This window comes from Streptomyces sp. NPDC026589, from assembly GCF_040638385.1.
GTDB lineage: Bacteria > Actinomycetota > Actinomycetes > Streptomycetales > Streptomycetaceae > Streptomyces.
In genome coordinates this window covers 187840-214371 of sequence record NZ_JBEZYG010000008.1, presented here as the reverse complement: position 1 = coordinate 214371, position 26532 = coordinate 187840, and the positions used below count along the sequence as shown (strand labels likewise).

Here is a 26532-nt window from a genome sequence, read left to right as displayed (position 1 = left end):
CGTTGGTGTCGAGACGGTACATGGAAATGATAGTCATCACCAAACAGTCAGGAGAGTTGGACCTCGTCGGGTGGCCGCCGTCCGCCCCGGAGCCCCGTGATGCCCGCTGCTGTGACCGCTCCCGCCGCGACACCGGGGTGACACACGGCTCGGGTACGGTGCCCGTTGAGTTGTCCGTGGGGTGGTGAGGGGAATAGCGCGTGAGCTCGATGGATGTCGCAGGGGGCACGGGCGGGTTGCGGCGTCGGCTGGGTCTGTTCGATGCGGTGGTGATCGGCCTGGGGTCGATGATCGGCGCCGGGATCTTCGTGGCGCTGGGTCCGGCCGCGGAGGCCGCGGGTTCGGGGCTGCTGCTCGCCCTGACCGTCGCCGCGGCGGTGGCCTACTGCAACGCGACGTCATCGGCGAGGCTGGCCGCCCGCTACCCCCGGTCCGGCGGCACCTACGTCTACGGCCGTGAACGACTGGGCGACTTCTGGGGCTACTTGGCCGGTTGGGCGTTCGTCGTGGGCAAGACCGCCTCCTGCGCCGCCATGGCCCTCACGGTCGGCGCCTACCTGTGGCCCGGTCAGGAGCACGCGGTGGCGGTGGTCGCCGTGGCGGCGCTGACCGCGGTGAACTACGCCGGGGTACAGAAGTCCGCGCGGCTCACCCGGATCGTCGTCGCGGTGGTCCTGACGGTGCTCGCCGCCGTGGTCGTCGCCGCCCTGACCACGTCCGGCGCGGACGCCTCGCGGGTGCGTATCGGCTCGGACGCCGGTGTCGGCGGGGTGATCCAGGCCGCTGGGCTGCTCTTCTTCGCCTTCGCCGGGTACGCCCGCATCGCCACGCTCGGCGAGGAGGTGCGGGACCCCGCCCGTACGATTCCCCGCGCCATCCCGATCGCGCTCGGCATCACGCTCGCTGTCTACGCCCTCGTCGCCGGCGCCGCTCTGGCGGTACTGGGCCCGGGTGGAATGGCGGCCACGACCTCCCCGTTGGTGGACGCCGTACGGGCCGCGGGGGCCGGCTGGCTCGTGCCCGTCGTCCGTGTGGGGGGTACCGTCGCGGCCCTCGGCTCCCTGCTCGCACTGATCCTCGGCGTCTCGCGCACCACCCTGGCCATGGCCCGTGGCCGGCACCTGCCGCACGTCCTGGCCGCCGTCCACCCCCGCTTCGGCGTCCCGCACCGCGCCGAACTCGCCGTCGGCGCTGTCGTCGTCGTGCTCGTCGCGACCACCGACGTACGCGGAGCGATCGGGTTCTCCTCCTTCGGTGTGCTGGCTTACTACGCCATCGCCAACGTCGCTGCCTGGACGCTCGCCCCCGAAGAGGGGCGACCGAACCGCCTCGTCCCCGCCGTCGGCCTGACCGGCTGCGTGGTCCTCGCCTTCGCGCTGCCCCTGGGCGCCGTGATCTGGGGTGCCGCGGTCGTCGTCCTCGGCACCGCCGTCTTCGGTATCCGAAAGGCGGCGGGCGGCCGTTCGGTCCGATGACCCGCGCGTCATACCCCTGCCGGGTATAACGTGTTGCGTGTGTGGCAGGGGGTCACACCGCACGGCACGGGAGGCGACGACCATGGACCACGGCACGCACCACGCCGACCACGACCACGACCACGGCGGCCGGCGGGCACCCGATGGTCATGCCGGACATAGGAAGGGCGGGGCGACGTGGGGGACGGCCGCGAAGGCGACGCTGCACTGCCTCACCGGCTGTGCCATCGGTGAGATCCTCGGCATGGTCATCGGCACCGCCCTGATGTGGGGCAACGTCCAGACGATGGCCCTGGCGATCGCGCTGGCGTTCGTGTTCGGCTACTCGTTCACCCTGTTCGCGGTCCGCAGGGCAGGGCTGGACTTCAGGGCCGCGCTGAAGGTGGCGCTGGCCGCCGACACCGTCTCGATCGCGGTGATGGAACTCGTCGACAACGGCATCATCGCCCTGACGCCCGGGGCCATGGACGCCCACCTTTCGGACGCGCTGTTCTGGACGGCCCTGCTGGGCGGCTTCGCCGTGGCCTTCGTGATCACGACGCCGGTCAACAAGTGGATGATCGGCCGCGGCAAGGGGCACGCCGTCGTTCACGCCTACCACTGACCGTACCCGCACGCCTCCCCGGCGCCGCGTCGGGTCCGGGGCCGGGGCCGGGGAGGAGCGTGTTTCCTGCTCCTCAGGAGGGTGTGGACCGGTCCGTGCGGCAGGCGTGATGTGGCCACCTTCGAGACCGGCCCGCCCGACTGGCGGAGCTTCGACGCCGCGAAGCTGCCCGGTCACCGCTTCGTCGCCCTCGGTGGGCTCGGCGAGGTCCTGGGCCGGGTGGCGGCCGGCCGGGTCTCGGACCGGTGCGCGTACGGGGGCGTCGTCGAGCACTCCGTCTACGTCGATCCCGCCGCGCGAGGCCGCGGGATCGCTTCCGTCCTGCTGAAGGCCCTGGTCGACTCCACCGAGAAGGCCGGGATCTGGACCCTTCAGGCCGGGATCTTCCCGGAGAACACCGCCAGTCTCGCCGTTCACGAGCGGGCGGGTTTCCGGGTCATCGGCATCCGCGAGCGGATCGGGCGCCACCGCGGCGTCTGGCGCGACGTCGTTCTCGTCGAGCGCCGCAGCCCCGCCATCACGTGAGGGTCGGTTCGGGCGCGCCCTCCCGCGTACGGCGTCGCGGGGCGCGCGCCGCGTCACGGTGCCGTCGTCACCGCACCGGAGGGGAATGTGCGCCGCCAGGCGAGCGCGACGTACACCAGACCGATCAGCACCGGCACTTCGATGAGCGGGCCGACGACACCGGACAGGGCCTGTCCGGAGGTGACGCCGAAGGTGGCGATGGCCACCGCGATGGCGAGTTCGAAATTGTTGCCCGCCGCGGTGAACGCGAGCGTGGTGGTGCGGTCGTACGCCAGGCCGAGGCTCTTCCCGAGGAGGAAGGTCCCGAAGAACATGATCGCGAAGTAGACCAGCAGCGGCAGGGCGATGCGTGCCACGTCGAGCGGCTGCGAGGTGATCGTCCTTCCCTGGAGGGCGAAGAGGACGACGATCGTGAACAGCAGTCCGTACAGCGCCCAGGGCCCGATCCTCGGCAGGAACCGCTGCTCGTAGCGCTCGCGCCCCATCCTCTTCTCTCCGAGGCGGCGGGTGAGGAATCCGGCCAGCAGCGGGACGCCGAGGAAGATGACGACGTTCAGGGCGATGTGCCACACGGAGACGTCGAGGCCCTGGCCGTCTCCGAGGTTCATCCAGCGGGGCAGCAGGTCGAGGTAGAACCAGCCCAGCAGGCCGAACGCGAACACCTGGAACACCGAGTTCAAAGCGACGAGGACGGCTGCGGCCTCCCGGTCGCCGCAGGCGAGGTCGTTCCAGATGATGACCATGGCGATACAGCGGGCGAGGCCCACGATGATCAGGCCTGTGCGGTATTCGGGCAAGTCGGGCAGGAAGCTCCACGCCAGGGCGAACATGACCGCGGGGCCGACGATCCAGTTGACGACGAGGGAGGAGACCAGCAGTTTGCGGTCGCCGGTCACGCGGTCGAGCCGGTCGTAGCGCACCTTGGCCAGCACCGGGTACATCATCACCAGCAGGCCGAGCGCGATCGGCAGGGAGATCCCGCCGATCTCGATCTTCGCGAGGGCGTCGTTCATCCCGGGAACGGCGCGGCCCAGACCCAGCCCGACGGCCATGGCGAGCAGGATCCACACCGCGAGGTAGCGGTCGAGGGTGGAGAGCTTCCTGACGATCGAGTCGTCCCCGCCCGGGCCTGCGCCCCGGGCCGCGGTGGTGGTGGGCTCGGTGGAGGTCACGGGCAGGCCCTCTTGTTCTCACCGGCGGTACGGGCGGACCCGGCCAGCGCGGCGAACTGCTCCGACAGTTCGGCCAGGACCTCGGGCCTGAGCCGGTAGTAGGTGAAGCGGCCGCACGGCTCGGTCTCCACCAGCCCGGCCTCGCGCAGCACCTTCAGATGGTTGGACAGGTTGGTCTGCTTGGCTCCGGTCTCCTCCACCAGGTGTGTCGTGCAGAGCGTCTCGCGGGCGAGCAGGGTCACGATCTGCAGGCGGAGCGGGTCGCTCAGTGCCCGGATCACGTCAGGATCGACTGAAGTCAGCATGCGCTGATACTCTCACATCATTGCTCGCTGATGCCAGCGGGTGCTGAAGTCATCGGAGTCATCGGAGTCATCGGCGGCCCGGTTCCGCCGCGCGACGGGAGAGAACGATCACCATGGCAGAGTCCTCCGGCAAGCCGTCCGTCCTGTTCGTCTGCGTCCACAACGCCGGCCGCTCCCAGATGGCCGCCGCCTGGCTGACCCACCTGGCCGGGGACCGCATAGAGGTCCGCTCCGCGGGCTCGAACCCCCAGGACGCCGTCAACCCCGCCGCCGTCGAGGCGATGGCCGAGGTGGGGATCGACATCTCCGCCGAGACGCCGAAGGTGCTCACCGTCGACGCGGTCCGCGAGTCCGACGTCTGCGTCACGATGGGCTGCGGCGACACCTGCCCGGTCTTCCCGGGCAAGCGCTACCTCGACTGGAAGCTGGAGGACCCGGCCGGTCGTGGTATGGCCGCGGTCCGCCCGATCCGCGACGAGATCAGGACCCGCGTCGAGGGACTGATCGCCGAGATCGCGCCGGAGGCAGTGGCCCAGGTGTGTTGATCGCGAACGCTGTTGACACGGCCCGGCTCGATCATGGCGAAGCCCCGTCGCCCGGCGCGGGAGGGGCGCACGGGCGGAGGACCATCAACGAGTCCTCCGGCGCCGCGACCATGGCGAAGGGGAACCGGTCGAGTTCGAGGCAGAGCGCGACGTCATCCGGATGGGCTCCCTGCCGTACGCCCTCCGTCAGTTCGGCGGCGGCGCGCGACCGGGCGGCACGGCGCAGGAACGGGGTCGTGTCCGTCCCGCCCCCGTCGGTCCTTCGCGCGATGTACTGAGCGCACGCCAGATCTTCCTCGGCGCGCCCCTCCTCGCCGGTGACCACGAACGTGACGGCGTCACAGCCGCGTTGACGCAGGAGCCTAGCCGTCGCTCCCGCCACCACGAAGCCGGCGCACAGCACCAGCGACGCCTCCTTGACCGCGAGGGCACCGACCGTCCCCGCCGTGGTCTTCTGTACGACGGTCCGTCCACCGAGGTCGAGGGACCGCAGCAGACCGGGTGAGTTGACGGTGTCGAAGCCGGGTGCGGGCGGGCCGTCCTTGAGGGCCACCCAATCGGGATGGCGTGCCTTGAGCGCCAGTGCGGCCACCGGGGACTCGGCCAGGACGATCTTCTCGGCGCCTCGGCCGAACGCCCACGCGGCCACCGTGAACGCCCGCATGACGTCGACCACGACCGCCACGGACGGAGTTTCGGCCAGCTCGGCGATGCCGAGGAAACGAGCTTCCATCAGGCCATGATCGCGTACGTCCGGCCCGGAGCACCCCGTAGGTGAGGCGGTTCACAGCGGCCGTCCCGGAACGCCCGACCAGCGGCCGTCCCGGAACGCCCGACCAGCGGCCGTCCCGGAACGCCCGACCAGCGGCCGTCCCGGAACGCCCGACCAGCGGCCGTCCCGGAACGCGAGACCAGCGGGCGCGGCGGCCCGATCCGCCGGAGCGCCCCGCGGTCACTCCGCCTCGATGCCCAGGAGCTCAAGGAAGGCCGCCGCCGCCGGGGTTCGGCTCTCCCGGCCCCAGATCACGTACTCGACGCGGGCCGGCGCGTCCGTGACCTCGATCGTGGCCACTCCGGCGAGGCCGGCGACGTACGCGGGCGGGAGCAGGGCCACACCCAGGCCGGCGGCGACCAGCCGGGCCAGGTAGTCGGCGTTCGTCACCTCGAAGGCGACCTCGCGGGTGAGGCCGGCGGCGGCGAAGGCGAGATCGGACTGTGCTCGGCCGGCGGTCTTCGCCGGAAGGTCCACGAACACCTCCGAGGACAGCCGGCGAAGGTCGACCGAGGACTCGCCGGCGAGCGGGTGGGCCGGGGAGACCACGGCGATCAGCCGCTCCCTGGCCAGCTCCCGGGCCTGGACACCCCGGGGCCGGGCCGTGACCGGGATGCCGAGAAAGGCCACCTCGATCTCGCCCTTCCTGACCTGCTCGACGAGATCCTCGCTCGCCCCCACGCTGAGGCTGACCCGGGCCCTGGGGTGGCGCCGGTGGAAGTCCTTGAGGACGGAGGGGAGGTCCACGGCGGCCACGGTGGGGATCAGGCCCACCGTGAGGCGCCCGCGCACCTCCCCGACGGCCGCCGCCACTTCGGCCGCGGCCCGCTCCGCCGAGTCCAGACACTGGCGCGCCGCGGGCAGGAACGCCATGCCCGCCGCAGTCAACCGGACGCGGCGGCTGGTGCGTTCGAAGAGCCTGGCGCCCAACTCCTTCTCCAGGCGGGCGATCTGGTGGCTGAGCGCGGACTGGACCACCAGACAGCGCTGGGCGGCCCTAGTGAAGTTGTTCGTCTCGGCCACCGCGATCACGTACCGCATCTGCTGGAGCTCCATGGATCCATCGTGAATCGAGATTCATCAGGTGACAAGCATGTGTTGGACTCATGAATGCCCTCGGCCCGAGACTGATGACGACCGCACACGGCAGGAGCCCCCTCGGGCCCGACCTCTTCGGCCGGCCGGGCGACCGGGGCCTCTCCGGCGCGCAGGAAAGGCGGAGCCGCCGTGATCCCCCTGACTCCGAGGCGAGATGACGAGCAGACAGAACATACGCACGGCCGCCCTGACCGGTCTCGCTCCGGCGGTCTGGGGCAGCACCTACCTGGTCGCCACCGAGCTGTTGCCACCGGACCGGCCGCTCCTGGCGACCACCGTGCGGGCCCTGCCCGGTGGGCTGGTGCTGCTGGCCCTCGGCCGGAGACTCCCCGCCGGTGTCTGGTGGTGGCGTGCGCCGGTCCTGGGCGTACTGAACATCGGCGCCTTCAACTTCCTGCTCTTCCTCGCCGCCTATCGACTGCCGGGCGGCATCGCCGCCGTGATCATGTCGGCCCAGCCCATGTTCGTCGTGGTCCTCGCCGCCCTCTTCCTCGGCGACAGGGTCAGGGCCCGCCACGCCCTGGCCTGCGCCATGGGCGCCGGGGGAGTGGTGTTGCTCGTCTTCAGGGGCGCGGTGCCGCTCGACGCCCTCGGTGTCCTCGCGGCCGTCGGCGGTGCGCTGTGCATGGCCCTGGGCATCACGTTGACCAAGCGGTGGGGCCGGCCGGACAGCGTCGGCCTGCTCACGTTCACCGGATGGCAACTCACGGCGGGCGGGCTGGTCCTGCTGCCGTTCTGGCTGTCGCTGGAAGGACTGCCGGCCGGGCTCACCGGATCGAACATCATCGGGTTCGCCCACCTCATCACCCTGGGCGCGGTCCTGAGCTACTTCGTCTGGTTCCGGGGCATCGAGCGCCTGCCCGCCGTCGCCGTCTCCTTCCTCGCACTGGGCAGTCCGGTCGTGGCGACCCTGCTGGGCTACCTGTTCAAGGGCGAGACGCTGTCCGTCCTCCAGATCGTCGGTATGGCCGTGATCCTCGGTGCGGTCGTGCTCGGCCAGCGCCCGGCGCCCGGACCGGGGCCCCGCCCCGGCCGACTCCGCGGCCCCGGGTCCGCACCGGCGCGGCGGGACCTCCACGAACCACGCCCGACCACACCAGGAGAGACAACAACCGTGAACTGACCACCCTCACCTGTCACTTCAAACGTCGATATTTCGCTTCCCGTGGCCTTTCCGGCGAAGGCCGTGGCGGCGAGGGCCGTGGCGGCGAGGCCGTCGGAAGGCGCGCGGGCGCGGACCAGGCCCGCCGTCGGCGGAAGCAGCGCTGCCCGGCCCGGGGCGCCGGCAGACCGGCGCAGTGCGGGAGCTGAGCCGCCGGACTTTTCCATGAGCGCGTCGTCGTCATGAACGGCGTACCGGGTCCCTGTCCAGTGGGCGCGCCTCCAGCGCCGCCAGGCCGCGGTGTGCGCGGCCTGGCGGCGCTGAATCTCTGTTTCAGGTCACTGGCTGACCTGCTGCAATTCCCAGTAGTGCGGCTCGATAGGGACCCGCCTCACCACGACACGACCGGTCACCTCGGGAATGTCGACCACCTTTCCCCACGAGTTCGACCCATCGGCGGGGGTGTGCTCGATGTCGGCCCACACCACGCTGCCGGGCCCTGCGGAGCCGAAGGACACGGTCCACTCGGCGTACTTGTCGGCGCAGGGTTCGTTGACCCTGAGCCTGTAGTCCGTGTTCACGCCGAGGCAGGTGCGCGGGTTCGAGCCCGGTGTCGATACTTCCATCGTCCCGTTGGGGCGCTTGCGCACCTGCCAGTTCGCCGAGGCCGACGCGGTCTCCGTGCAGGCGCCCAGCCCGACGGAGCCGATGCTCGCGTGCGATGTGGGCCAGACCAGGCACGTGCCGTCCTGGAGAGCAGCGAACCGGTAGACCCCGTCGACGACCGGGGCGGCATGGGCGGGTTGTGTAAGGGCCGCCATGGCTGCAGCCACGGCGGTCATGGTTGCGATGACGCGTGAACGCATGGGGAGGAGCTCCTCAGAACAGCCGTGATCGCGCCGATCACCGGCGCGGACCAGGTCGATGCACGCTCCGCCGGGGCGGCGGCGGCACCGATCCTGGACTACCGGCCGGCCCGGCAGTAGTCCACGCCGGCTGGTGTCACCCGCCTGGCTGAGCCGCGACACCCGATGGCGTGGCGCCGTGCCGTGGTCGGCTTAGCTCGTTCCTCCGGACGTCTGCGCATCCGGTTGTGCGTCCCTTCCCCGAGCTGGTCGTTTCGTCGAGGAGATCCGGTGCGGCGGTGTGCGTCGTGTGGCAGGCCGACAGACAGGCCGACTCGGCCGCGCGGAGCACCTTCACCGCGCACCGTGCCCCCACGCTGTCGTACGCCTCGTACACGACACCCTGCCCACCGGCTCCAAGACGCGGAGCCAGCCGGTAGGAGCCGATGCGCTGAGGGCCGTCAGGCATCAGCAAATCTCCGTCCACGGAACCTCTTTGAGTAGAGACTGCTCCTATCCACGGCGACCCATCCTGTGGGAGGACGCGCCGCGCGACCGGCAAGTGCGCGCGTGCATGTGTCGGGCAAGTACAGGTGCGAGAAAGGACTCGGAGGAGTCAGCACCAGCGTCCTTCGCGCGGTCACAACATGAGGCTTTCCACCCGGCCCGCTCGTCACGACGCTCAGCCGGCACCGCTGGTCACCCCTACCGACCGAGGAGAACTGCCACCATCTCGAACAACCCGAAACCGATGGCCGCGGTACCGGGTAACAGGGCAAACCACGTGACCCAACCCCCGTCGTAACTGCGGAGCGCTGCGCTATGGTCAGGATCGGCCGGGTCGTAGTAGATCACCGCACTGGTGCCCACCTTGAAGCGTCCCTTACCGCTGTTGCTCCAGGCAGGACAGTACTCGCGCCGAAGGCCGTCAGGAGTTCTCCAGGCGACCACAGGAGCATAGGTCGTATTCCCGTTCTCGCCCTCGCCGAGGTGATGACCGACGATCTGACCGTACGCCTTGGCCCCAGCCCGTCGCAGTTGCCTGGTCCGGCGTATCTCTCGCACGCTGGGGGTCACAAAGATCGCCCCGATGATCAGCAAAATGAGCCAGGCGAACGAGCTCTCAGTGAGGTCCATGGCACAGAGGACGCGCTGTTCCCCGACACGGTTCAGACCTCCACGTCGCCGGAGGGGAGAACGGCCAACCGACGCGCAGGTAAGAACAAGGCTTGCCTCGGAGAGCAACGGCACCTCTCCGCCGTGACAGTTGAGTCCGCCGCGGTGACGGATGTGCGCAAGCCTCTTGGGCAGAAGGGGCGTTGAAGGTCTCATGCGTCAGGCCGTGCCCGGGGTCGATCCGTGCCCGTTTCCGGGGACCGATGGAGCCCGCCGCACCCCGGGGCTACATTCCGGGCGGACCGCCGGGAGCTCCCGGCGGCGAGGCACCCAGCCGTACGGCTCCGAGGAACCCCGCGCCCGCACAGCACACCGGACTCCGAAGGACGGACTGCCCATGCTCTGTACGCGACTGACCAACGCGCGCATCCACACGATGGACCCCCGGCATCCCGTCGCCCACGATCTGGGTATCTGGCGGGGGCGGGTCGTCGGTGTGGACGAGGCCGTGACATCCCTGCCCGCCCGCGAGGTCGTCGAACTGGACGGCGCCACCGTGCTGCCCGGTTTCATCGACAGCCATGTCCACCTCGCCTGGGCCGGGTTGAAGGCCGGCACCCCGAGCATCGCCCCGTGCGAGCGGGTCGAGGACATCCTCTCCGTGGTGGACGCGGCGGCCCGGCGGCCGGCCCCTGCCGGCGCCTGGGTGGACGTTTCGCCGGGTACGACCAGCGGGCCCTGGGCCGGCATCTGACGGCTGCCGAGCTGGACCGGGTCAGTCACGGCCGCAAGATCCTCCTGATGCACGACTCCGGGCATGCGTGCGTCGTCAACACCGCCGTGCTGGAGCTCCTGCCGGACGGAACGCCGCACGAGGACGGCTTCCTCGCCGAGAGTGCCATGACCACCGCCCGCCGGCTGCGGCTGCCCTACTCCCAGGAAGAGCTGGCCGATGCTATCGAGCTCGCCGCCCGCGGCTGCCTCGACGAGGGGATCACGGCCTGCGCCGAGGCGGGCATAGGCGGCGGGCTCCTCGGTCACAGCCCCGTCGAACTGGGCGCCTACCAACTGCTCCGGGACCGCGGCCGACTGCCTCTGCGGGTCCAGCTCATGGCGTCCGGCGACACCCTGCGCCCCCGCGCCACCCATGCCGACGACGAGTTCCCCCGGGCCCTGGACCTCGGCCTGCGCACGGGGTTCGGCGACGACTGGCTGTCCCTGGGCGCCCTGAAGATCTACACCGACGGCGGGATGATGGCGCGCACGGCGGCGCTCACCTCCCCGTACGAGGGCACGACCGACAACGTCGGCCGTTTCCAGGACGACCCGGGTCTCCTCACCGACCTCATCGTCGACGGCCACCTCGCGGGCTGGCAGCTCGCCGTCCACGCCATCGGCGACCGCGCCGCCGACCTCGCCCTGGACGCCCTGGAGCGGGCCCAGAAGCTCCGCCGCCGCCCGGACGCGCGCCACCGCATCGAGCACGCCGGACTGATCCGCCCGGACCAACTGCCCCGGTTCGCCGGGCTCGGCGTGAGCGCTGTGGTCCAGCCCAGCTTCCTGCGCTGCTTCGGGGACGATTACGCGACGGCGATGGGGGAGGAGCGGGCCGGCTGGCTGTACCGGGGCCGGGGCTTCCTCGATCACGGGGTCGCCCTCGTCGGCAGCTCGGACCGCCCCGTCACGGACGGTTCGCCGCTGCGGGCGATCCAGTTCATGGTCGAACGCGCCTCCGCGTCGGGCCGCCTCGTCGGCCCGGACGAGGCCGTCACCGTCGACGAGGCGCTGCGGGCCTACACGGTCGCCGGCGCCCACGCCTGCCGCTGGGAGGCGTCGGCGGGCGCCCTCGCGCCCGGAACGCGCGCCGACCTGGTGGTGCTGGGCGACGACCCGCACCGCGTGGACCCCTCGCGGATCGGGGACATCGCGGTCGTCGGAACCTTCGTGGACGGCCGGGACACCCGCATCGCTGGGTGACGCTAGGCTCGGCGCCATGCGTGCGGAGAAGGCGGCAAAGGCGGAGGACGGGTCGAGCGCCGCGTGGGTGGCCGTCGTGTCGTGCGAGAACCAGCTGGGCTCTCCGCGGCCCCCGGAGGCCCTCCGCGCCTGACTGCGGGACCGTGGCGTCGACTGGATGCCCTTCGCAGGGGATCTCGTCCGCTTCGATCTCCTCTGCGGCGTCGGCGCGCACGGGCACTGGCACGGTCGGCACGTCGTCCGGGTCCGCGCGGACGCGCTGCGCGTCCTGGGCCTGCACCCCGATCAGCCCTCCGCCACGGTCACCGGTCCCTCTCCGCCCCGCTGGTGGCACGCGGCCGCCGAGCGCAACGCCGGTCGGGGTCTCGGGTACTGATGGCCCATCCGTCCGCGTTCTCCCCCCAACTCCGTTAACACCGAGCCTCTTTGAACGATGACGGGCGATCGGCCCAGCTCCTCCCTGCAGTCGGGTGACAACCCCGTGGCAGTCCCGGAGGTAGTCCGGGTCGAGTGCGGTGGCAGAACAATAGGTCGCTCTTTTCGTGTTATTTAGGGTGAATGCGGACATTGGCCCGTAGGTTGGGGAGAAACGCCACCCGAGTGGCGTCCCGTCTCCCCCGACCCGCAACCGGCCCGGGGCCGGGCGGCCACCGTTCCACCGGCCGCCCGGAGTCCCGCGCCGCAGGTCATGAACGAGGAAAGGCAGGGCAGGTGAACGTGCTGGGGATCATCGCCTCCGGTGTGGCCGCGCTGTTCATCACGGTCGCACTCGCCAAGGGCGTCCGCCGTGCGGCGCTCCGCCCCCACGCCCCGGATGGACCGGGCAGGCGGCCGCCACGGGCCGCAGCGCTGCGCAGGACGGGCGGTGCCACGGTCGTGCTCGGCGTCGGAACGGCAGCCGGCGGGGCCCAGTGGCTCGGCGCGGTGGACGACTCCGCCGGCTCCGTCGCGGGGCTGCTCGCCGGGGCCGGGATCGTCGCCGCCCTCGGGCTCGTCCATGACCTGAAGCCCTTTCGGGCCGCTCTCCGCCTCCCCGTACAGACGGCCGCCGCGGTCCTCGTCGTCTGCCTCGCCGGACTGTCACCGGCGGCGGGCGTCCTGGCCGTGCTCTGGATCGTCCTCGTCACCAACGCGTTCGCGCTGCTCGACCACGCCGACGGACTGTTGACCACCGTCGGGCTGGTCACCGCCGCCGGGCTGCTCGCGTGCGCCGCCGTCGGCGGGAGCCCCGCCCTCGCCCTGCTTCCGGCGACCCTGGTGGCCGGCCTGGCCGGCTTCCTGCTCCACAACTGGCACCCCGCCCGCCTCCGGCTCGGCGCATCCGGTGCTCAGTTCACCGGATTCGCGCTGGCCGCCTCCGGCGCGCTGATCCAGACGGCGGCCCCCTCGGGCCGAGCCGCCTGGGCCGCGCTGCCGGTCCTGGCGACGGTGGCCCTCGCCGACACCGCCCTGGTCCTGATCTCCCGCCGCCGCGCCGCGCGTTCCCTGCTGCGCGACGCGGACGACCACATCGCGCACCGCCTGCGCCGGGTCCGCGTCACGGTGCCGGGCACGGCGGTGCTCCTCGGCCTGTGGGCGGCAGTGCCGGTCACCACCGCGACACTGGTGTACGCGGAACTGCTGCACCCCGCGCTCCTCCTCCCGCCACTGGCCGGGACCGCGGCCGCCGTCTTCGCGCTGCTGAGGATTCCGTCGTACGCACCGCTCCGCACGGCCCGACCCCGTACCGCCGCCCGGCGCACCACCGCGACCTCCACCGGCTCCGCGATCCCCTCCGCCGCCTCCGCGCAGCGTGTCGCGGGCCCGGCCCCCGCGAAGAGGGCGCCCGCCGGCACCGCCAGGACGGCCGCGGGGCAGCCCACCGTGCCGCCCCCGCCCACGGGCCGGCCCGCCGCGGTGGCCGCCGAGCGCGGCTGACGCCCGCCCGGCGCCTGATCACCCCCGCAGCCGGCCGAGCGTGGCGCGGGCCGCGGCGCGCGCGTACGGGGCGAGCATCAGATACGGCGCCCACGGCCAGGTGTGCCGCAGGCAGTACACCCACCACGGGCGGAGCGGCAGCTCCTGTACGGAGGTCACGCGGCGCAGAGCCTCCCGGACGCCGATCCCCGGCTCCCGGGATCCGGGAACGCCCGGCCCGCCCACACACTCACCGGCATGTCCCGGGGCGACGAACGCGGTCACCCCGGCCCGCCGCGCCCGGCAGCCGTGGTCGTAGTCGCCCATCCGGTGGCGGAAGACCTTGTCCGGGTCCCCGACGAGGTCGTACACGGCGCGGGGCACCAGGATCACGCGCCCGTCGTACGTGTCGCAGGGCTCGGGCCGGTGCTCGCCGGGCTCGACGAGTGTCAGGGAACGGCCCCGCCGGCCGGAGTACACCGTGTCCCCGTACGCGTTCCGCACCGCGCCCACGACGACGGTCCCGGGCCCGGCCGCCCCGGCCGTCCGCAGCAGGTTCGCGAGGGCGTCCGGGAAGAGTTCGACCCCGTCGTCGAGCCAGAGCTGGTGCGTCCACGAGTGGGTCGGCTGGCCGGGCGCGCCGCCGAGCGGACCGCAGCCGCCCCCGCCGCCCCCGCTGCGGCTGTTGCGGCTCGCGATGCGCAGCGCCAGGTTGGGAGGGGTGTCCGCGCCCACCGACATGACCTCCACCGCCGGATGCCGCAGCCGGACCGCCTCCGGCGTACCGTCGGTGCTGCCGGTGTCCACGAGATGCACGCCGAGCGTCGTCCCGGCGGGGAGCCCGCGCTGCTCCGCCAGGGCGCTCAGCGCGGACAGCGTTCGCGCACGGCGGTCGTGACTCGTCATCAGCACGGCCAGGTGAACGGAGTGCACAGCGGCTCCTCGGCTACGGAGTGCACAGGGGGCTCCCCAGCTCCTGAATCTCATCATTCACGCAGAAAAGCTGATATTCCGCATAGGCTGGGCGGGTGAATGCCGAACCGACCGCGAACCCGCTCGGGCCGTCCTGGGGACCCGCGCCCCCGCGCCGGCCCGGCCGTCTCGTGCCGGTGCTCGCCTTCCTGCTGGCCGTCCTGTGCGTGACGACGGTCGCCCTGACCGCGACCGTCCGGTCCACGGTCGCCTCGCCCGGCTTCTACCAGGCGGTGCTGGACGAGGAGTCGGCCTACGACCGGCTCTACACCGAGGTGCTCGTCGACCCGGAGATCTCGCCCGTCACCCGCGATCTGCTCGCGCACCTGCCCGTGCCCGAGGCGCTGGTGACGTCGAACATCAAGGTCGTGCTGCCGCCCGGCACGGTCCGGGCCCTCACCGACCAGCAGATCGAGGCGGTGACCGGCTATCTGCGCGGCGACCGTGACGAGCTCCGGTTGACCGTCGACCTGGCCCCGGTGCTGGAGAACCTCGCCGATCTCGCACGCGTCTACTTCGGCGACCTGGTGGCCAGCATCCAGGGGAGCGACCGGCCGGACTTTGAACGGTTCGCCGCCGACCTCGTCACGGCGCTCGACGCGCTCAAGGAGGGCCGCGCCCCCGACCTCCCCACGCTGCCGCTCACCGAGGGCCAGGCCGACCGCGCCGCCGACGCCCTCCTCACGACGGTCCCGGAGCGGGAGCGGGCGGCGCTGCGCCCCGAGATCGAGGTGGCCCTGGAGGAGGGAGACGTATCGACCGCGCTGGCAGCCACCGCGGCCGCCGCGCTCTCCGAGGGCTCGCGGACCGCCGCCGCCGGCCTCCGCACCACTCTCCAGGACGGTACGTGGGACCTCACCGGCGCCCTGACCACGGCCGGGATGGACCTCACGGCCCTGGAGCGGGCCCGTGACGCCATCAGGCTCCTGACCCTGCTCCAGGTCCTCGCCCTCACCGTCGCACTGGCCGCGCTCGCGACGCTCTGGTTCACCGGTCCCGCCGCCCCGGCCCGCCGGCTGATGCGACTGGGGCAGGCGCTCGCCTGCGCGGGAGCCCTGACCGCCGCGGCCGTGCTCCTGGCCCGGCTGATCACCGGAGGACGCCTCCTCACCACACCGTCCTCCTGGGCCCCGAGCGTCGCCGCGCTCGTCGACGACCTCCAGCGCAACGCCGTGAACCAGGCGGTCGCCACCGGGCTGAGCGCCGCCCTCACGGCCCTCGTCGGCGGCGTGCTCCTCACGGGCGTGGGCTGGGCGTTCCTGGTGCGCCCGGGGCGGATGCCGACCCCGACAGTGGTACGGACGACAGCGGCGGGCGTGGCCTGTGCCGCACTGGCCGGCGTACTGCTCGTGCCGCCCGTGTTCGGCCCGTCCGCACCCCGCGAGTGCCTGGGCAGCAGCCGCCTGTGCGAACTGCGTTACGACGAAGCCGCCTACCTCACCTCGCACAACGCGATGTCCACCACCGCGGACCGGTTCATCGGCCCTCTCCAGGACCCCGACATCACCACCCAGCTCAACACGGGCGTCCGGGCCCTCCAGCTCGACACGTACCGCTGGGAGCGCCCGCAGGACATCGCCGGGCGTCTCGACTCCCCCGAATTCACCCCCGAGCAACGGCGCCTGATCACCGGCGCCATCGACCGGGCGAACCCGCCACGCGAGGGACTCTGGCTCTGCCACGGCGTCTGCCGCGCCGGGGCCGTCGAACTGGTCCCGGCCCTGGAGGACATCGGCGGCTGGCTGCGCGCCCACCCGACCGAGATCGTGACGCTCATCGTCCAGGACGACATCAGCCCCGAGGACACCGAGGAGGCGTTCCGAGCCGCCGGCCTGGAGGACCTCCTGCACACTCCCTCGGTGGATCCCGACGCCCCGTGGCCCACCCTGGGGGAGATGATCGACAGCGGTCGCCGACTGGTGGTGTTCGCGGAGAAGGCCGATGGCCCGGCGCCCTGGTACCGCAACTTCTACCGGTACGGGATGGAGACCCCGTTCGCCTTCCGGAGTCCCTCCGAGATGACGTGCGAACCCCACCGGGGCGGTACCGGGAAACGGCTCTTCCTGCTCAACCACTTCATCACGAACGCGGGCGGCAGCCGCCTGGACGCCGGCCGCGTCAACGCCCGCGACTGGGTCCTGGAGCGGACCCGTGCCTGCGAGGTGGAACGGGGCAGGCCGGTCACCTTCATCGCCGTCGACTACACGACGGTCGGCGACGCGCTCGGTGCGGTGAACGAGCTGAACTCACGTCGAGCAGAAGGGGGGCTGACGGAAAATCAGCGTGGGTAGTGGGCCCCGCCTGATGTGCCCGCCATCCGAAACCCGGGAGGAACCGGGAGGGGGCGTGAGAGGCTACGTTCAGCGGCTCCCCACCGTGCGGACGGAGCCGGACCACTGCCGACAGATCGGGAAAACAGCGCCCATGACGCCTCCGAGCGACCCCGCACCGCACGGTGCCCCCGCCGCCGTTCCCGCCCCCGGCGACGGGAGCCGGCAGCAGCGCGCGGGCCGTCTGCTGGCCGTGAGCGACCTGCACGCCGCGGTGACCGACAACCGGGCCATCGTGGAGTCCCTGCACCCGACGTCCGACGCGGACTGGCTGATCGTCGCCGGCGATGTGGCGGAGACGCCCGAAGACATCCGGTGGACGCTCGGACTCCTCGCGGAGCGCTTCGCCCACGTGATCTGGACCCCCGGCAACCACGAGCTGTGGACCCTGGCCAAGGACCCGGTCCAACTGCGCGGCCAGGCCCGCTACGACCACCTCGTCGAGCTGTGCCGGGACCTCGGAGTGACGACTCCTGAAGACCCGTTCCCGCTCTGGCCGGGCCCGGACGGACCGGTGGCGATCGCGCCGCTCTTCCTCCTGTACGACTACACCTTCCGCGCCCCGGGAACGCACACGAAGGAGGAGTCGCTGGCCGTCGCGCACGAGTCGGGCATCGTCTGCAACGACGAATACCTCCTGCACCCGGACCCCTACCCGACGCGGGACGACTGGTGCCGCGCCCGGGTCGCCGCGACCGGCCGCCGGCTCGCGGCGCACGACCCCGAGATACCCCTGGTCCTCGCCGGGCACTGGCCTCTGGTCCGGGAACCCACGTCGGTGATGTGGTACCCGGAGTTCGCCCAGTGGTGCGGCACGGAACTGACCGCCGACTGGCACCGCCGTTTCAACGTCACCGCCGTCGTCTACGGCCACCTCCACATCCCCCGTACGACCTGGTACGACGGGGTGCGCTTCGAGGAGGTCTCCATCGGCTACCCCAGGGAGTGGCGCGAGAGGGGACACCCGCGAGGCCTGCTGCGGCAGATCCTCCCCTACGAGGGGCAACCCGCCCCACCGGCCCGCACCGACGCCGAACCGTCCGTACAGCGGCGCACCCCGGGAGGCTCCTCGTGATCGAGCGACTGCTGCCCGCCGACGTCTCCTGTGCTGCCACCCGCGCGGAGACCGTCCCCGAGGGGACTCTCTTCCCGGAGGAGGAGGCGCTGGTCGCCAAGAGCGTGGCCAAACGCAGGAACGACTTCGCGACGGCCCGCGCCTGTGCCCGGCGCGCCATGGCCGGACTCGGTCTGCCACCCGTGGCCGTGCTCCACGGTCACCGGGGACGACCGCTGTGGCCCGAGGGAATCGTCGGCAGCCTCACCCACTGCGAGGGATACCGGGCGGCCGCGCTGGCCCGGGCGAAGGGTGTGCTGTCGCTCGGCATCGACGCGGAACCGCACGCTCCGCTCCCCGCCGGCGTACGGGAGTTGGTGACCCTGCCCGCCGAACGTAGGCGGATCGGTCTGCCCGCACCGGCAGGCGAGAGCGAAATCCACTGGGACCGTGTCCTGTTCAGTGCCAAGGAGAGCGTCTTCAAAACCTGGTATCCGGTCACGGGCATCGAACTCGACTTCATTCAGGCCGACCTGACGTTCCAGCAGACGGGCGGTCGAGCCGGCAAGGGCGATACGCCCCACGGGGACACCGCTGCCGAGGGCACGTTCGCCGCGCGTCTGCTCCTCACGGACCCGGCCCTGCCGACCACGCTGCGTGGGCAGTGGCGGATCGAGGACGGCATCGTCGCCACGGCCGTGCTGGTCCGGCCCGACTGGCGGGAGAGCGAGGGAGCGTGACGCCCGGTCGGCCGGCAGCGCGAGGGCGCTGATAGAGGCGTGGCTCGACCGGGCGGCGAACGCCAGGCCGGACGGTTGAACCGAACCAGGGCGCTGCCGGGCCATGTGGTCGCCAAAGGAGTCGGGCGCCGGGGCGCCAGGCGTCATGGTGCCGGGGGCAGGCGACCGGGCGCGGAGGCCGTCAGGGTGCGGGTGAGGAGGCGTCGTGATCGCGGAGGCCGTCCTCCGTGCGGCGTGCCGCGTTTCCGACGATCCGTTCGAGGCGTTCCTGTACGTCGTGTTCCGTGCTCCCGTGCGGTGCGTACGCGGACACCGTGAGCACGAGGTCGCCGTTCCACAGGAGGAGGGTGCGGCCGGGGCTTCCCTGGTCGTCGGCCGGTATCGCGTAGGCGGCGTCGTGGACTTTCTCGGGCCCGCGTCCGTGGGCACGGTCGAGGTCCTCCTTGACGCGGTACGCGTGCCGGGCGGCCTCGGCGGCCTCGTACACCGACGCCCTGGTGCTGAGCTTCCAGAACGTGCCGTCGGGAGCCTTCAGGTCCGCGAGGCAGCCGGTCTGCCGGTAGAGCGGCCGCGCGCCGTTCTCGCCGATGTCCTCCTGGGCGTCGGGAGAGGCGGAGTCGGTGGTGCTGCCGAGGGTGAAGCCCTCGGCGGGCGCCTCGCCCGTGAGGAGATCGCAGGGTCTGCTGGTCCAGTTGTGGGTTCCCGGCGGGCGAGCGGTCTGCTCCGCCGCCTCCCGGCTCTTCCCGTCATCGCCACCGGAGCAGCCGGCCGAGACCGCCACCGCCAGCCCGATGAGCGCGGCCGACCGCGCCCGGCCTAATGCGGCACTTCTGGATCCGTGCATCTTCCACCCCTTCGTCCTGGAGATCCCATTGTCCGATGCTCGTATCGGCGGGTAAAGAAGACCGGGCCCGCACCGAGTGGTGCGGGCCCGGCCAGTGACACGGAGCTGCTCAGGAGCGCGTGGCTCCGGGGCCGAAGTCTCCGGTGAGGGCGGCGGCCATCCGCAGGTGCGGCGCCGCGTCGGCGGTCCGCCCCTGACGCTCCAGCGTCCGGCCCAGCATCAGGTGCGCGTAGCTCTCCACCGGGTCGAGCTCCAGAACGGCCCGGAGCTCCTGCTCCGCCTTGCCCAGCCGGGCGGAGTGGTAGTAGGAGCGGGCCAGCAGCAGCCGCGGCGCGACCTGCTTCGGCGCTTCCCCGACGAGTCCGCCCAGGATCCGGGCGGCCGTCAGGTACTCCTTGGCCTCGAAGAACATCTGCGCCCGGTCCCACCGGTCGGCGGCGGTGCCGAACTCGTAGTAGGTCTCGGTCTCGCTCACGCGTCCTCCTTCATGGGGTGCGGGGCCGGCTCCGGGCCGCCCCGCCGTACGTTCAGCCATGACAACATCGCATAATGATTGAATATTCCACTAAAGTTCTGGCGTGGGACCCGGTGCTCCACGCCCCTACGGGAATAGGTTGAGCGCCATGAGCAATCTCGATCGCCAGGCCACGCCCTCCGTCTGCGGAGGACGCGGCTTCGTCGTCGCCGAGCCAGTCCGCGAGCTTCTCGCCCCCCGCCGCGTCCAGCTCGGCGAGGGCACCGAGGTCCGCCGTCTGCTGCCCAATCTGGGCCGGCGCATGGTGGGCGCCTGGGCCTTCGTGGACCACTACGGCCCCGACGACATCGCCGACGAGCCCGGAATGCAGGTCCCGCCGCATCCTCACATGGGCCTCCAGACCGTCAGCTGGCTCCACGACGGGGAAGTCCTTCACCGGGACAGTCTCGGCAGCCTGCAGACGGTACGCCCCCGCGAACTGGGCCTGATGACCTCGGGCCGCGCCATCAGCCACTCCGAGGAGAGTCCGAAGGAGCATGCCCGGCTGCTGCACGGAGCGCAGCTCTGGGTGGCTCTCCCGGAAGCGCACCGCACCATCGAGCCGCACTTCCAGCACCACACGGACCTGCCCGTCGTCACCGCCCCCGGCGTGACCGCCACCGTCATCCTGGGTGAACTGGACGGCGCGGCCTCGCCCGGCACCGCGTACACCCCGATCGTCGGCGCCGACGTGACCCTGGCGGGTGGCGCCGAGGCCCGCCTGCCCCTGGACCCCGACTTCGAGTACGCGGTCCTGTCCATGTCGGGCGAGGCCGAGGTCGACGGGGTCCCCGTGCTGCCCGGCTCGATGCTCTACCTCGGCTGCGGGCGCACCGAACTGCCTCTGCGCGCCGTCTCCGACGCCGGGCTGATGCTCCTGGGCGGCGAGCCGTTCGAGGAGGAACTGGTCATGTTCTGGAACTTCATCGCCCGGTCCGGTGAGGAGATCGTACAGGCGCGAAACGACTGGGAGAACGGCTCGCGGTTCGGCGAGGTGCGGGGCTACGACGGCGCCCGCCTGCCCGCCCCGGAACTGCCCGCGACCCCGTTGAAGCCACGCGGACGAGTGCGTTGACCTGCGGAAACCTATAGAGGGTGGACTTGGTGAACGGCCCTGGTGAGGTGCTGGTGTCGACTTCGAAGAGCTGAGCGAGGAGGTCGCGGGTGCCGAGTTGGCGCAGGTGAAGCACGGTGGCCAGGACTCCGTCGGTGGTGGGTCCGCTTGTCCTCGGCGCCGGCGCCGCAAGCACGGATGCGCTCGCTTCCTCGCTGCTGGGGCCGTCCGCGTCCACGTAGCTCATCGAGTCTCCGGGGCAGCCGGCCGATGAGCGTGTCCAGCGCCCGCCCGGTCATGCCGGTCCGTTCCGGAATAATTCAGGTATTACGCCGGACCTCGGCGACCACGGGATCGCGGGGATCGCATTCTTGGCAACAGGCGAGGGCAGCGGGAGGGGTATGCAATGACTCGCTGCTTCACGGAATCGGGTCTCCGCCGAACCCAGGTGTTTCCTGCGAAAGGCCACTTTGGCCACGGCGGCGTGCTCGACCGCACACCCGGCCTGGGGCCGTGCGAAGACCGCGGACGGTGAATCGCTCGCCGACGCCTCCAGAACGAGCCATGTCCAGAGGGGATCTTGACGGTCCCGCGCACTGACGCCTACTGTCTGACCCCTCCACTGACTACCGAGAAGACGTCTGGTGCTCTCCGTAAAAGACAGATTCAGCAAGTGGATCAGTTTGTGGCGGCTGTTGCCCTCCGCGGGAGCACCGCTGGCCGTTGGTGCCGTCGCCGGCAATGTGATCGTGGGATTCCTCCCCATGGCATTTGTCGTTGGGGTGAGTTCCCTGCTCGACGGAATCGCGACTGGGGGCGGTGAGCACCGCTGGCAGGATCACGGCGCGGCGTTCGCCGTCGCCTCGGCCGCTTTCTTTCTGCATCAGTCGCTGGTGCCGCTCCCGGTCGCGCTGGGAGAGATCGTGGCGCGGCGGGTGGACGGCCAGTGCGTACAGGACCTGATGCGCACCACGCTGACCGAGGCGGCGGTCGAACAACTGGAGAACCCGCGCACCATGGACGTCCTCAGCGATGCGCGGGCGGCGTACACCCGGGCCGCGCTGACGCCGGGCGACGCGGTCGCGGGGGCGCTGGCCCTGCTGGCCCGCTATACCCAGCTCGGCTGTGCCGTGGCCCTCGTCTCCCTGGCGCTCCACCCTCTGGCCGGGGCCGTCGCAGGTCTCACCGCACTGGTCATCAGGTTCGGCCAGCGGGGTTCGCTGGCCCGTTTCTCCGGCCTGATGAAATCCCTGGCGAGCGAACGCCGCGCCCTCATCTATGTGCGCGCCCTCGTCAGTGGCCCAGGCCTGGCGAAGGAGGCGCGGGTCTTCGGGCTGCGACCCTGGCTACGCGAGCTATTGGCGCGCGACACCGAACATTATGTAAGACCCTTGTGGAAAGGGCGGCGCGCGCTGCTCTTCTGGCCCTTCGTCCGCTATTCCCTCGTCGGACTTCTGGGCGGAGCCGTCGTCCTTGCCATGCTTTCCTCCGCCCATGACGGCCTTTCGGTTCTGCAGCTGACGGTGGCGCTCCAGGCGACGGTGGTGTTGATCCGGTTCGGCGTCTATTTTCCGGAATCCGATGTTCCCACGGCCTATGGCATGAACTCGTACACAGCGCTGGGCGAGTTCAAGGAGATAGCTGGTTCCACACCGCTGCGGACGGGCATTCCGGCAGCCCCGCCGGAAGGAGAGCTTTCCTTCCGGGACGTCAGCTTTCGCTACTCCCCGGACTCCCCGGACATCCTGCGCGGGCTCGACCTCGATCTGGTCGTCGGGGGATCGACCGCGATCGTCGGACTCAACGGTGCGGGCAAGACGACGCTCGTGAAGCTCCTCGCCCGCCTTTACGAGCCCACCGGCGGCCGGATCGTCGTTGACGGACGCGACCTCGCCCAGGTGGACGCACGCGACTGGCAGCGGCAGGTCGCCGTCGTCTTCCAGGACTACAACCGCTACCAGTTCAGCGCCGCCGACAACATCGGGATGGGCGCGCCCGCGCACCTCGACGATATCGCGGCACTGGAGCGGGCGGCCGCACAGGCGGGGGCCGACACCGTCATCGACCACCTACCCGACGGCGCGCGAACCGTGCTGTCCCGGGACTACGCCGGAGGCAGGGAGTTGTCCGGCGGCCAGTGGCAGCGCATCGCCCTGGCCAGGGCCTACTTCGCCATCGCCAAGGGAGCGTCCGTGCTGGTCCTGGACGAGCCGACGGCTCAGCTCGACGTCCGAGCGGAGGCCGAGTTCTTCGACCGGTTCCTCGCCACCACCGCCGCCGTCACCAGTGTCGTCATCTCGCACCGCTTCTCGACCGTCCGCCGCGCCGACCGCATCGTGGTCCTGGAGCACGGCCGGGTGGTGGAGAGCGGAAGCCACGACGAACTGGTGGCGCTGGGCGGCCGGTACGCCGACATGTTCGCGCTGCAGGCCCAGCGGTTCCAGGACGGTGCCAGGGAGGAGGCGCGGTGAACGGACCGCTGGCCAGTACCGCCACGCTGCTCCGGTTGGCCTGGCGCATCGACCGGCCCAGGCTGGTCAAGGCGCTCGGGCTGCTCCTCGCCGGCGGTCTGGCCACGCCCCTGATCGCCCTGGGACTGAAGGAGTTCACCGAAGCTGCGCTCGACGGCCGGGTCGTCCACGCGGTCGTCACCGCTCTCGTCCTCAGCGTCCTGCTGGTGTTGGAGCTGACACTCGGTCACTTCGCGCACCTCTCCTACTTCGAACTGGGTGAGCAGCAGGAGATGGCCCTGCACCGGGAGCTGCTGGACCTGGCCAACGGCACCCACGGCATCGCCCACTTCGACAGGCCGGAGTATGCGAGCACCGTCACGCTGGTACGTGAGGAACTGCACCTGATCCGCGGCTGGACCGAGGCGTCCTTGCAACTGACCGTCCTCGTCGTGCAACTGGCCTTCAGCGCGTCCCTGCTGGCCTGGGTCAACCCCTGGCTGGTTCTGCTGCCGGCCGCCGCCGTGCCCCCGGTGGTCCTGGGAGGGCGCGCCCAGCGGCTGGCGGAGGCGGCCAAGGAGCGGGTGGCCACACAGACCCAGCTCAGCCGTCATCTGGTCGAACTGTCCACCACCAGTGCGTCGGTGAAGGAGCTGAGGCTGGTCCACGCCGAGGACCTGATCCTCGGACGGCAGCGCGATGCCTGGGACACGGTCACCCGGACCCAGGGCGCCGCCCAGCTCCGCGCGGCGGGTCTGCGCGCGGCTGGGCACGGACTCTTCGCGCTCGCGCACACCGCGGCCCTGCTCCTCGTGGTACGCCAGGCGGCGGTCGGTTCCGCGGGAGTGGGAGACGTGGTCCTCGTCGTCGCGCTCGCGGTGAACGTCAGCGCTCAGGTGGCGACCGGACTCGGGCTGCTGACCACCCTGCAGAAGGGTGCGCGGACCCTGGACCGGATCGACAGCCTGCGGCAGTGGAGTGTGCGCTCCGTTCCCGACGGCACGGGCCCCGTTCCGGTCCGGCTCGAACGCGGACTGCGCCTGGAGAACGTCGGGTTCACCTACCCGGGCACCGGTCGCGATGTGCTGCGCGGCGTCAGCGTCGACATACCCGCCGGCCGGACGGTGGCCGTCGTGGGGGAGAACGGCGCCGGAAAGTCAACGCTCGTGAAGCTGCTCTGCGGCCTGTACGAACCGACGGACGGCCGCATCCTGGTTGACGGAACCGACCTGGGCTCCCTGTCCGCCGATGCCTGGCGGGAGCGGACCGCAGCTCTCTTCCAGGACTTCGCGCGGATGGAACTGCTGCTGCGTGAGAACGTGGGCGTCGGCAGCACCGCCGAGCTGCACTCCGACGACGCGGTGACCGCCGCGTTGCGCGCCGCCCGCGCCGAGGCGCTCGTCGCCAAGGTCCCCGGCGGGCTGGACGGCCTCCTCGGGCGGGCCTACGGGGACGGGGCCGAACTGTCCGGCGGCCAGTGGCAGTCCCTGGGCCTGGCGCGTACGCTCATGCGCACCGATCCGCTGCTCGTCGTTCTCGACGAACCGGCCTCCGCGCTGGACGCCACCGCGGAGCACGCGCTCTTCGAGCGCTACACCGCGACGGCGTCGGCCGCCGCCAGGGCCAACGGTGCGATCACCCTCTTCGTGTCGCACCGTTTCGCCACCGTACGAACCGCCGATCTGATCATCGTGCTGGACGGTGGAGTCGTGGCCGAGACGGGCAGCCACGACCAGCTCATGGCCAGGGGCGGCCTGTACGCCGAGCTGTTCGCCCTCCAGGCGCGCACCTACCGGTGAACCAGCAGACCGCCGATCCGCTCCGACAGGCCGGGCGCCGCGGCGATCACCGACGGCCACACGCGTACGAGCCAGGCGTACGTGCCGACTCCGGACACGATGTCCCCCGCCAGTTCCTCCTCACGTTTCGCCGCGCTCTCCGCCACCGCCGACAGTCGCCGGGCGAGCTCACCCGAGGTGGCCGCCGCCGCGTCGCGGTGGATGGCGGCGAACCGGGCCGGCGCCTCCCGGACCGCGGGCAGCGTCTCGACGAGCGCCTGCTCCAGACTGGCCGCGATCCGCTCGTTGTCGATGTGCCCGTCCGCCCGCAGATACGTGGCGGGAGCGGCACGGATCAGCTCCGCCTGCCGCCACGAGACGATCCAGAGCAGGACCAGCCGCAGGTCGCGGAGCGCGTACTCCACCACGCGCTCCAGGGACGCCTGCCGCTTGCGGCCGTTCCGGTAGATGTGCCGCATCTTCCGTGACTGGTAGACCACCGGCAAGGAGAGCTGCGAGAGCAGATTTCGCAGCCGGTAGTCGCTGCCCAGAGTGTCGGGGAGGGGCATCTCCGGCAGCTCGCGGAAGAATCCCCCGACACAGGACACCCCCATCTCGACTTTCGCGACGTCGGGGTCCAGTTCGAGGAAGTCCTCGTCGTGGTGGGTCCGCAGCTCCTCGGTGAAGTACCTCTCGACGTCGGCGGAGACCTCCTCCCGCGAGGTGGACTCCGGCCGGGTCAGGTTCTGCAGGCGTACGGCGAACTCGTGTCCCGCCGCCAGGACGTCACGGCGGTCCTGCGGCGAGTCCCCGTAGACCGTTCCGCCCCCGAACCGCACTTCCGCGTCGCGGTGGTGCGGCAGGGCGTCCTGCGGATTGACGACGGACAGATCGGCCACCCGTCGGCCGACCGCCCTGGCCTCCAGCACGCCGGGGTAGCGCGGACGGCCCTCCACCAGCTGCGGCTCCTGGTCGGAGTCGCGCCGGTGCAGCACGTCGATCCCCAGCGCGGCGGCCACGATCGCCGCCTTGTTCGGCCCCGAGCCGTAGGCGACGCCACGGGGCAGCAGCGCGGACCGGAGCCGTGCGCGGGAAGCGGGGTCGGGGAACACCATGCGTCCCAGCGTGTCCGCCAGCCCTTCCCACGCGTCGGCGGTGAGCGGCAGAGCCGTGACCCCGTGCTCGCGGGCGTACCGCCGGACCACCTTCTCGTGTTCCCGTTCCCGGGGATGCCGCTCGTGCTCGGCAAGGAGGAAGAGACACTCCTCCCCGGTCTCCCGTCGCAGCTCGGCGCACTCCGCGATGCCGTGCCGGATGGCGTCGCCGCACGGACGGTCGGTGGGGATGTACAGCGCTCGGCGCAC

The 26532-nt window shown here is 71.5% G+C and carries 23 protein-coding genes and 2 pseudogenes; 14 read left to right on the top strand and 11 right to left on the bottom strand.

The window, feature by feature from the left end; translation table 11 throughout:
- Positions 1-209 precede the first annotated feature (209 nt).
- From AB0F29_RS16465 to AB0F29_RS16455, 3 genes are all read left to right on the top strand, one after another.
- Positions 210-1475 carry an APC family permease gene (locus tag AB0F29_RS16465; protein WP_361872709.1) on the top strand — a complete coding sequence of 422 codons (1266 nt, stop codon included), beginning with the start codon at positions 210-212 and terminating at the stop codon, positions 1473-1475.
- Positions 1476-1557: 82 nt separating this feature from the next.
- Positions 1558-2079 (top strand): DUF4396 domain-containing protein, encoded by a 522-nt coding sequence (locus AB0F29_RS16460; protein ID WP_361872471.1) that lies wholly within the window; start codon positions 1558-1560, stop codon positions 2077-2079.
- A 111-nt stretch (positions 2080-2190) separates the two neighbouring features.
- Entirely contained in the window at positions 2191-2604 is a 414-nt protein-coding gene (locus AB0F29_RS16455; RefSeq protein ID WP_361872469.1) for an N-acetyltransferase family protein, read from the top strand.
- A gap of 53 nt (positions 2605-2657) precedes the next feature.
- Here the strand turns inward: AB0F29_RS16455 and arsB are convergent, their stop codons facing one another.
- Both arsB and AB0F29_RS16445 read right to left on the bottom strand, forming a co-directional pair.
- Positions 2658-3776, bottom strand: coding sequence for an ACR3 family arsenite efflux transporter (gene arsB, locus AB0F29_RS16450; protein WP_361872466.1), 1119 nt, complete (start codon positions 3774-3776; stop codon positions 2658-2660).
- Entirely contained in the window at positions 3773-4081 is a 309-nt protein-coding gene (locus tag AB0F29_RS16445) for a metalloregulator ArsR/SmtB family transcription factor (RefSeq protein WP_361872463.1), read from the bottom strand. The genes arsB and AB0F29_RS16445 overlap by 4 nt, the downstream gene beginning before the upstream one ends.
- 113 nt (positions 4082-4194) lie before the next feature.
- On the opposite strand from AB0F29_RS16445, the gene AB0F29_RS16440 reads away from it, so the two are divergent.
- Positions 4195-4626 (top strand): arsenate reductase ArsC, encoded by a 432-nt coding sequence (locus tag AB0F29_RS16440; protein ID WP_361872461.1) that lies wholly within the window; start codon positions 4195-4197, stop codon positions 4624-4626.
- A gap of 31 nt (positions 4627-4657) precedes the next feature.
- Here the strand turns inward: AB0F29_RS16440 and AB0F29_RS16435 are convergent, their stop codons facing one another.
- Positions 4658-5359 (bottom strand): 2-phosphosulfolactate phosphatase, encoded by a 702-nt coding sequence (locus tag AB0F29_RS16435; RefSeq protein WP_361872458.1) that lies wholly within the window; start codon positions 5357-5359, stop codon positions 4658-4660.
- A gap of 219 nt (positions 5360-5578) precedes the next feature.
- Positions 5579-6454, bottom strand: a complete 876-nt coding sequence (locus AB0F29_RS16430; RefSeq protein ID WP_361872455.1) for a LysR family transcriptional regulator — start codon at positions 6452-6454, stop codon at positions 5579-5581.
- 196 nt (positions 6455-6650) lie between these two features.
- Here AB0F29_RS16430 and AB0F29_RS16425 point away from each other — a divergent pair, with 196 nt between their 5' ends.
- Positions 6651-7619 (top strand): EamA family transporter, encoded by a 969-nt coding sequence (locus AB0F29_RS16425; RefSeq protein ID WP_361872452.1) that lies wholly within the window; start codon positions 6651-6653, stop codon positions 7617-7619.
- Positions 7620-7936: 317 nt separating this feature from the next.
- On the opposite strand, the gene AB0F29_RS16420 is transcribed toward AB0F29_RS16425, so the two are convergent.
- The gene (locus AB0F29_RS16420; RefSeq protein WP_361872449.1) at positions 7937-8464 is read right to left on the bottom strand and encodes a hypothetical protein; all 528 of its coding nucleotides are present in this window, start codon (positions 8462-8464) and stop codon (positions 7937-7939) included.
- 684 nt (positions 8465-9148) lie between these two features.
- On the bottom strand, positions 9149-9580 hold the full coding sequence (locus AB0F29_RS16415) for a DUF3592 domain-containing protein (protein ID WP_361872446.1): 432 nt from the start codon (positions 9578-9580) through the stop codon (positions 9149-9151).
- Positions 9581-9956: 376 nt separating this feature from the next.
- Here AB0F29_RS16415 and AB0F29_RS16410 point away from each other — a divergent pair.
- The 3 genes and pseudogenes from AB0F29_RS16410 (at position 9957) to AB0F29_RS16400 (ending at position 13453) form a co-directional block, all read left to right on the top strand.
- A pseudogene (locus AB0F29_RS16410) lies at positions 9957-11536 on the top strand (amidohydrolase).
- A gap of 157 nt (positions 11537-11693) precedes the next feature.
- Positions 11694-11912: a hypothetical protein gene (locus AB0F29_RS16405; protein WP_361872444.1), complete on the top strand. Its 219-nt coding sequence runs from the start codon at positions 11694-11696 to the stop codon at positions 11910-11912.
- Positions 11913-12247: 335 nt separating this feature from the next.
- The gene (locus tag AB0F29_RS16400; protein ID WP_361872441.1) at positions 12248-13453 is read left to right on the top strand and encodes an undecaprenyl/decaprenyl-phosphate alpha-N-acetylglucosaminyl 1-phosphate transferase; all 1206 of its coding nucleotides are present in this window, start codon (positions 12248-12250) and stop codon (positions 13451-13453) included.
- A gap of 18 nt (positions 13454-13471) precedes the next feature.
- On the opposite strand, the gene AB0F29_RS16395 is transcribed toward AB0F29_RS16400, so the two are convergent.
- A complete protein-coding gene (locus AB0F29_RS16395) occupies positions 13472-14365 on the bottom strand; it encodes a glycosyltransferase family 2 protein (protein WP_361872438.1) in 894 nt (297 codons plus the stop codon).
- Between the two features lie 95 nt (positions 14366-14460).
- Between AB0F29_RS16395 and AB0F29_RS16390 the strand changes: the two genes are divergently transcribed.
- From AB0F29_RS16390 to AB0F29_RS16380, 3 genes are all read left to right on the top strand, one after another.
- Positions 14461-16695 (top strand): hypothetical protein, encoded by a 2235-nt coding sequence (locus tag AB0F29_RS16390; protein ID WP_361872435.1) that lies wholly within the window; start codon positions 14461-14463, stop codon positions 16693-16695.
- A 133-nt stretch (positions 16696-16828) separates the two neighbouring features.
- Complete coding sequence (locus AB0F29_RS16385; protein WP_361872432.1) at positions 16829-17809, top strand: metallophosphoesterase; 981 nt, start codon at positions 16829-16831, stop codon at positions 17807-17809.
- The gene (locus AB0F29_RS16380) at positions 17806-18528 is read left to right on the top strand and encodes a 4'-phosphopantetheinyl transferase superfamily protein (RefSeq protein WP_361872429.1); all 723 of its coding nucleotides are present in this window, start codon (positions 17806-17808) and stop codon (positions 18526-18528) included. Before AB0F29_RS16385 ends, AB0F29_RS16380 begins: the two co-directional genes overlap by 4 nt.
- Positions 18529-18709: 181 nt before the next feature.
- Here AB0F29_RS16380 and AB0F29_RS16375 read toward each other — a convergent pair whose 3' ends face one another.
- Together AB0F29_RS16375 and AB0F29_RS16370 are read right to left on the bottom strand one after the other, a co-directional pair.
- Positions 18710-19372 carry a hypothetical protein gene (locus AB0F29_RS16375; protein ID WP_361872426.1) on the bottom strand — a complete coding sequence of 221 codons (663 nt, stop codon included), beginning with the start codon at positions 19370-19372 and terminating at the stop codon, positions 18710-18712.
- Positions 19373-19481: 109 nt separating this feature from the next.
- Positions 19482-19847, bottom strand: a complete 366-nt coding sequence (locus AB0F29_RS16370) for a tetratricopeptide repeat protein (RefSeq protein ID WP_018955765.1) — start codon at positions 19845-19847, stop codon at positions 19482-19484.
- A gap of 148 nt (positions 19848-19995) precedes the next feature.
- Here AB0F29_RS16370 and AB0F29_RS16365 point away from each other — a divergent pair, with 148 nt between their 5' ends.
- A complete protein-coding gene (locus tag AB0F29_RS16365; protein ID WP_361872422.1) occupies positions 19996-20961 on the top strand; it encodes a pirin family protein in 966 nt (321 codons plus the stop codon).
- 14 nt (positions 20962-20975) lie between these two features.
- Here AB0F29_RS16365 and AB0F29_RS16360 read toward each other — a convergent pair.
- Positions 20976-21254: pseudogene (locus AB0F29_RS16360) on the bottom strand (transposase family protein); the annotation flags it as partial.
- 450 nt (positions 21255-21704) lie between these two features.
- Here AB0F29_RS16360 and AB0F29_RS16355 point away from each other — a divergent pair.
- Positions 21705-23411, top strand: a complete 1707-nt coding sequence (locus AB0F29_RS16355; RefSeq protein ID WP_361872419.1) for an ABC transporter ATP-binding protein — start codon at positions 21705-21707, stop codon at positions 23409-23411.
- Positions 23408-25189, top strand: a complete 1782-nt coding sequence (locus AB0F29_RS16350) for an ABC transporter ATP-binding protein (RefSeq protein ID WP_361872416.1) — start codon at positions 23408-23410, stop codon at positions 25187-25189. The genes AB0F29_RS16355 and AB0F29_RS16350 overlap by 4 nt, the downstream gene beginning before the upstream one ends.
- Here the strand turns inward: AB0F29_RS16350 and AB0F29_RS16345 are convergent.
- A complete protein-coding gene (locus AB0F29_RS16345; RefSeq protein WP_361872413.1) occupies positions 25180-26532 on the bottom strand; it encodes a DUF6271 family protein in 1353 nt (450 codons plus the stop codon). The genes AB0F29_RS16350 and AB0F29_RS16345 overlap by 10 nt on opposite strands.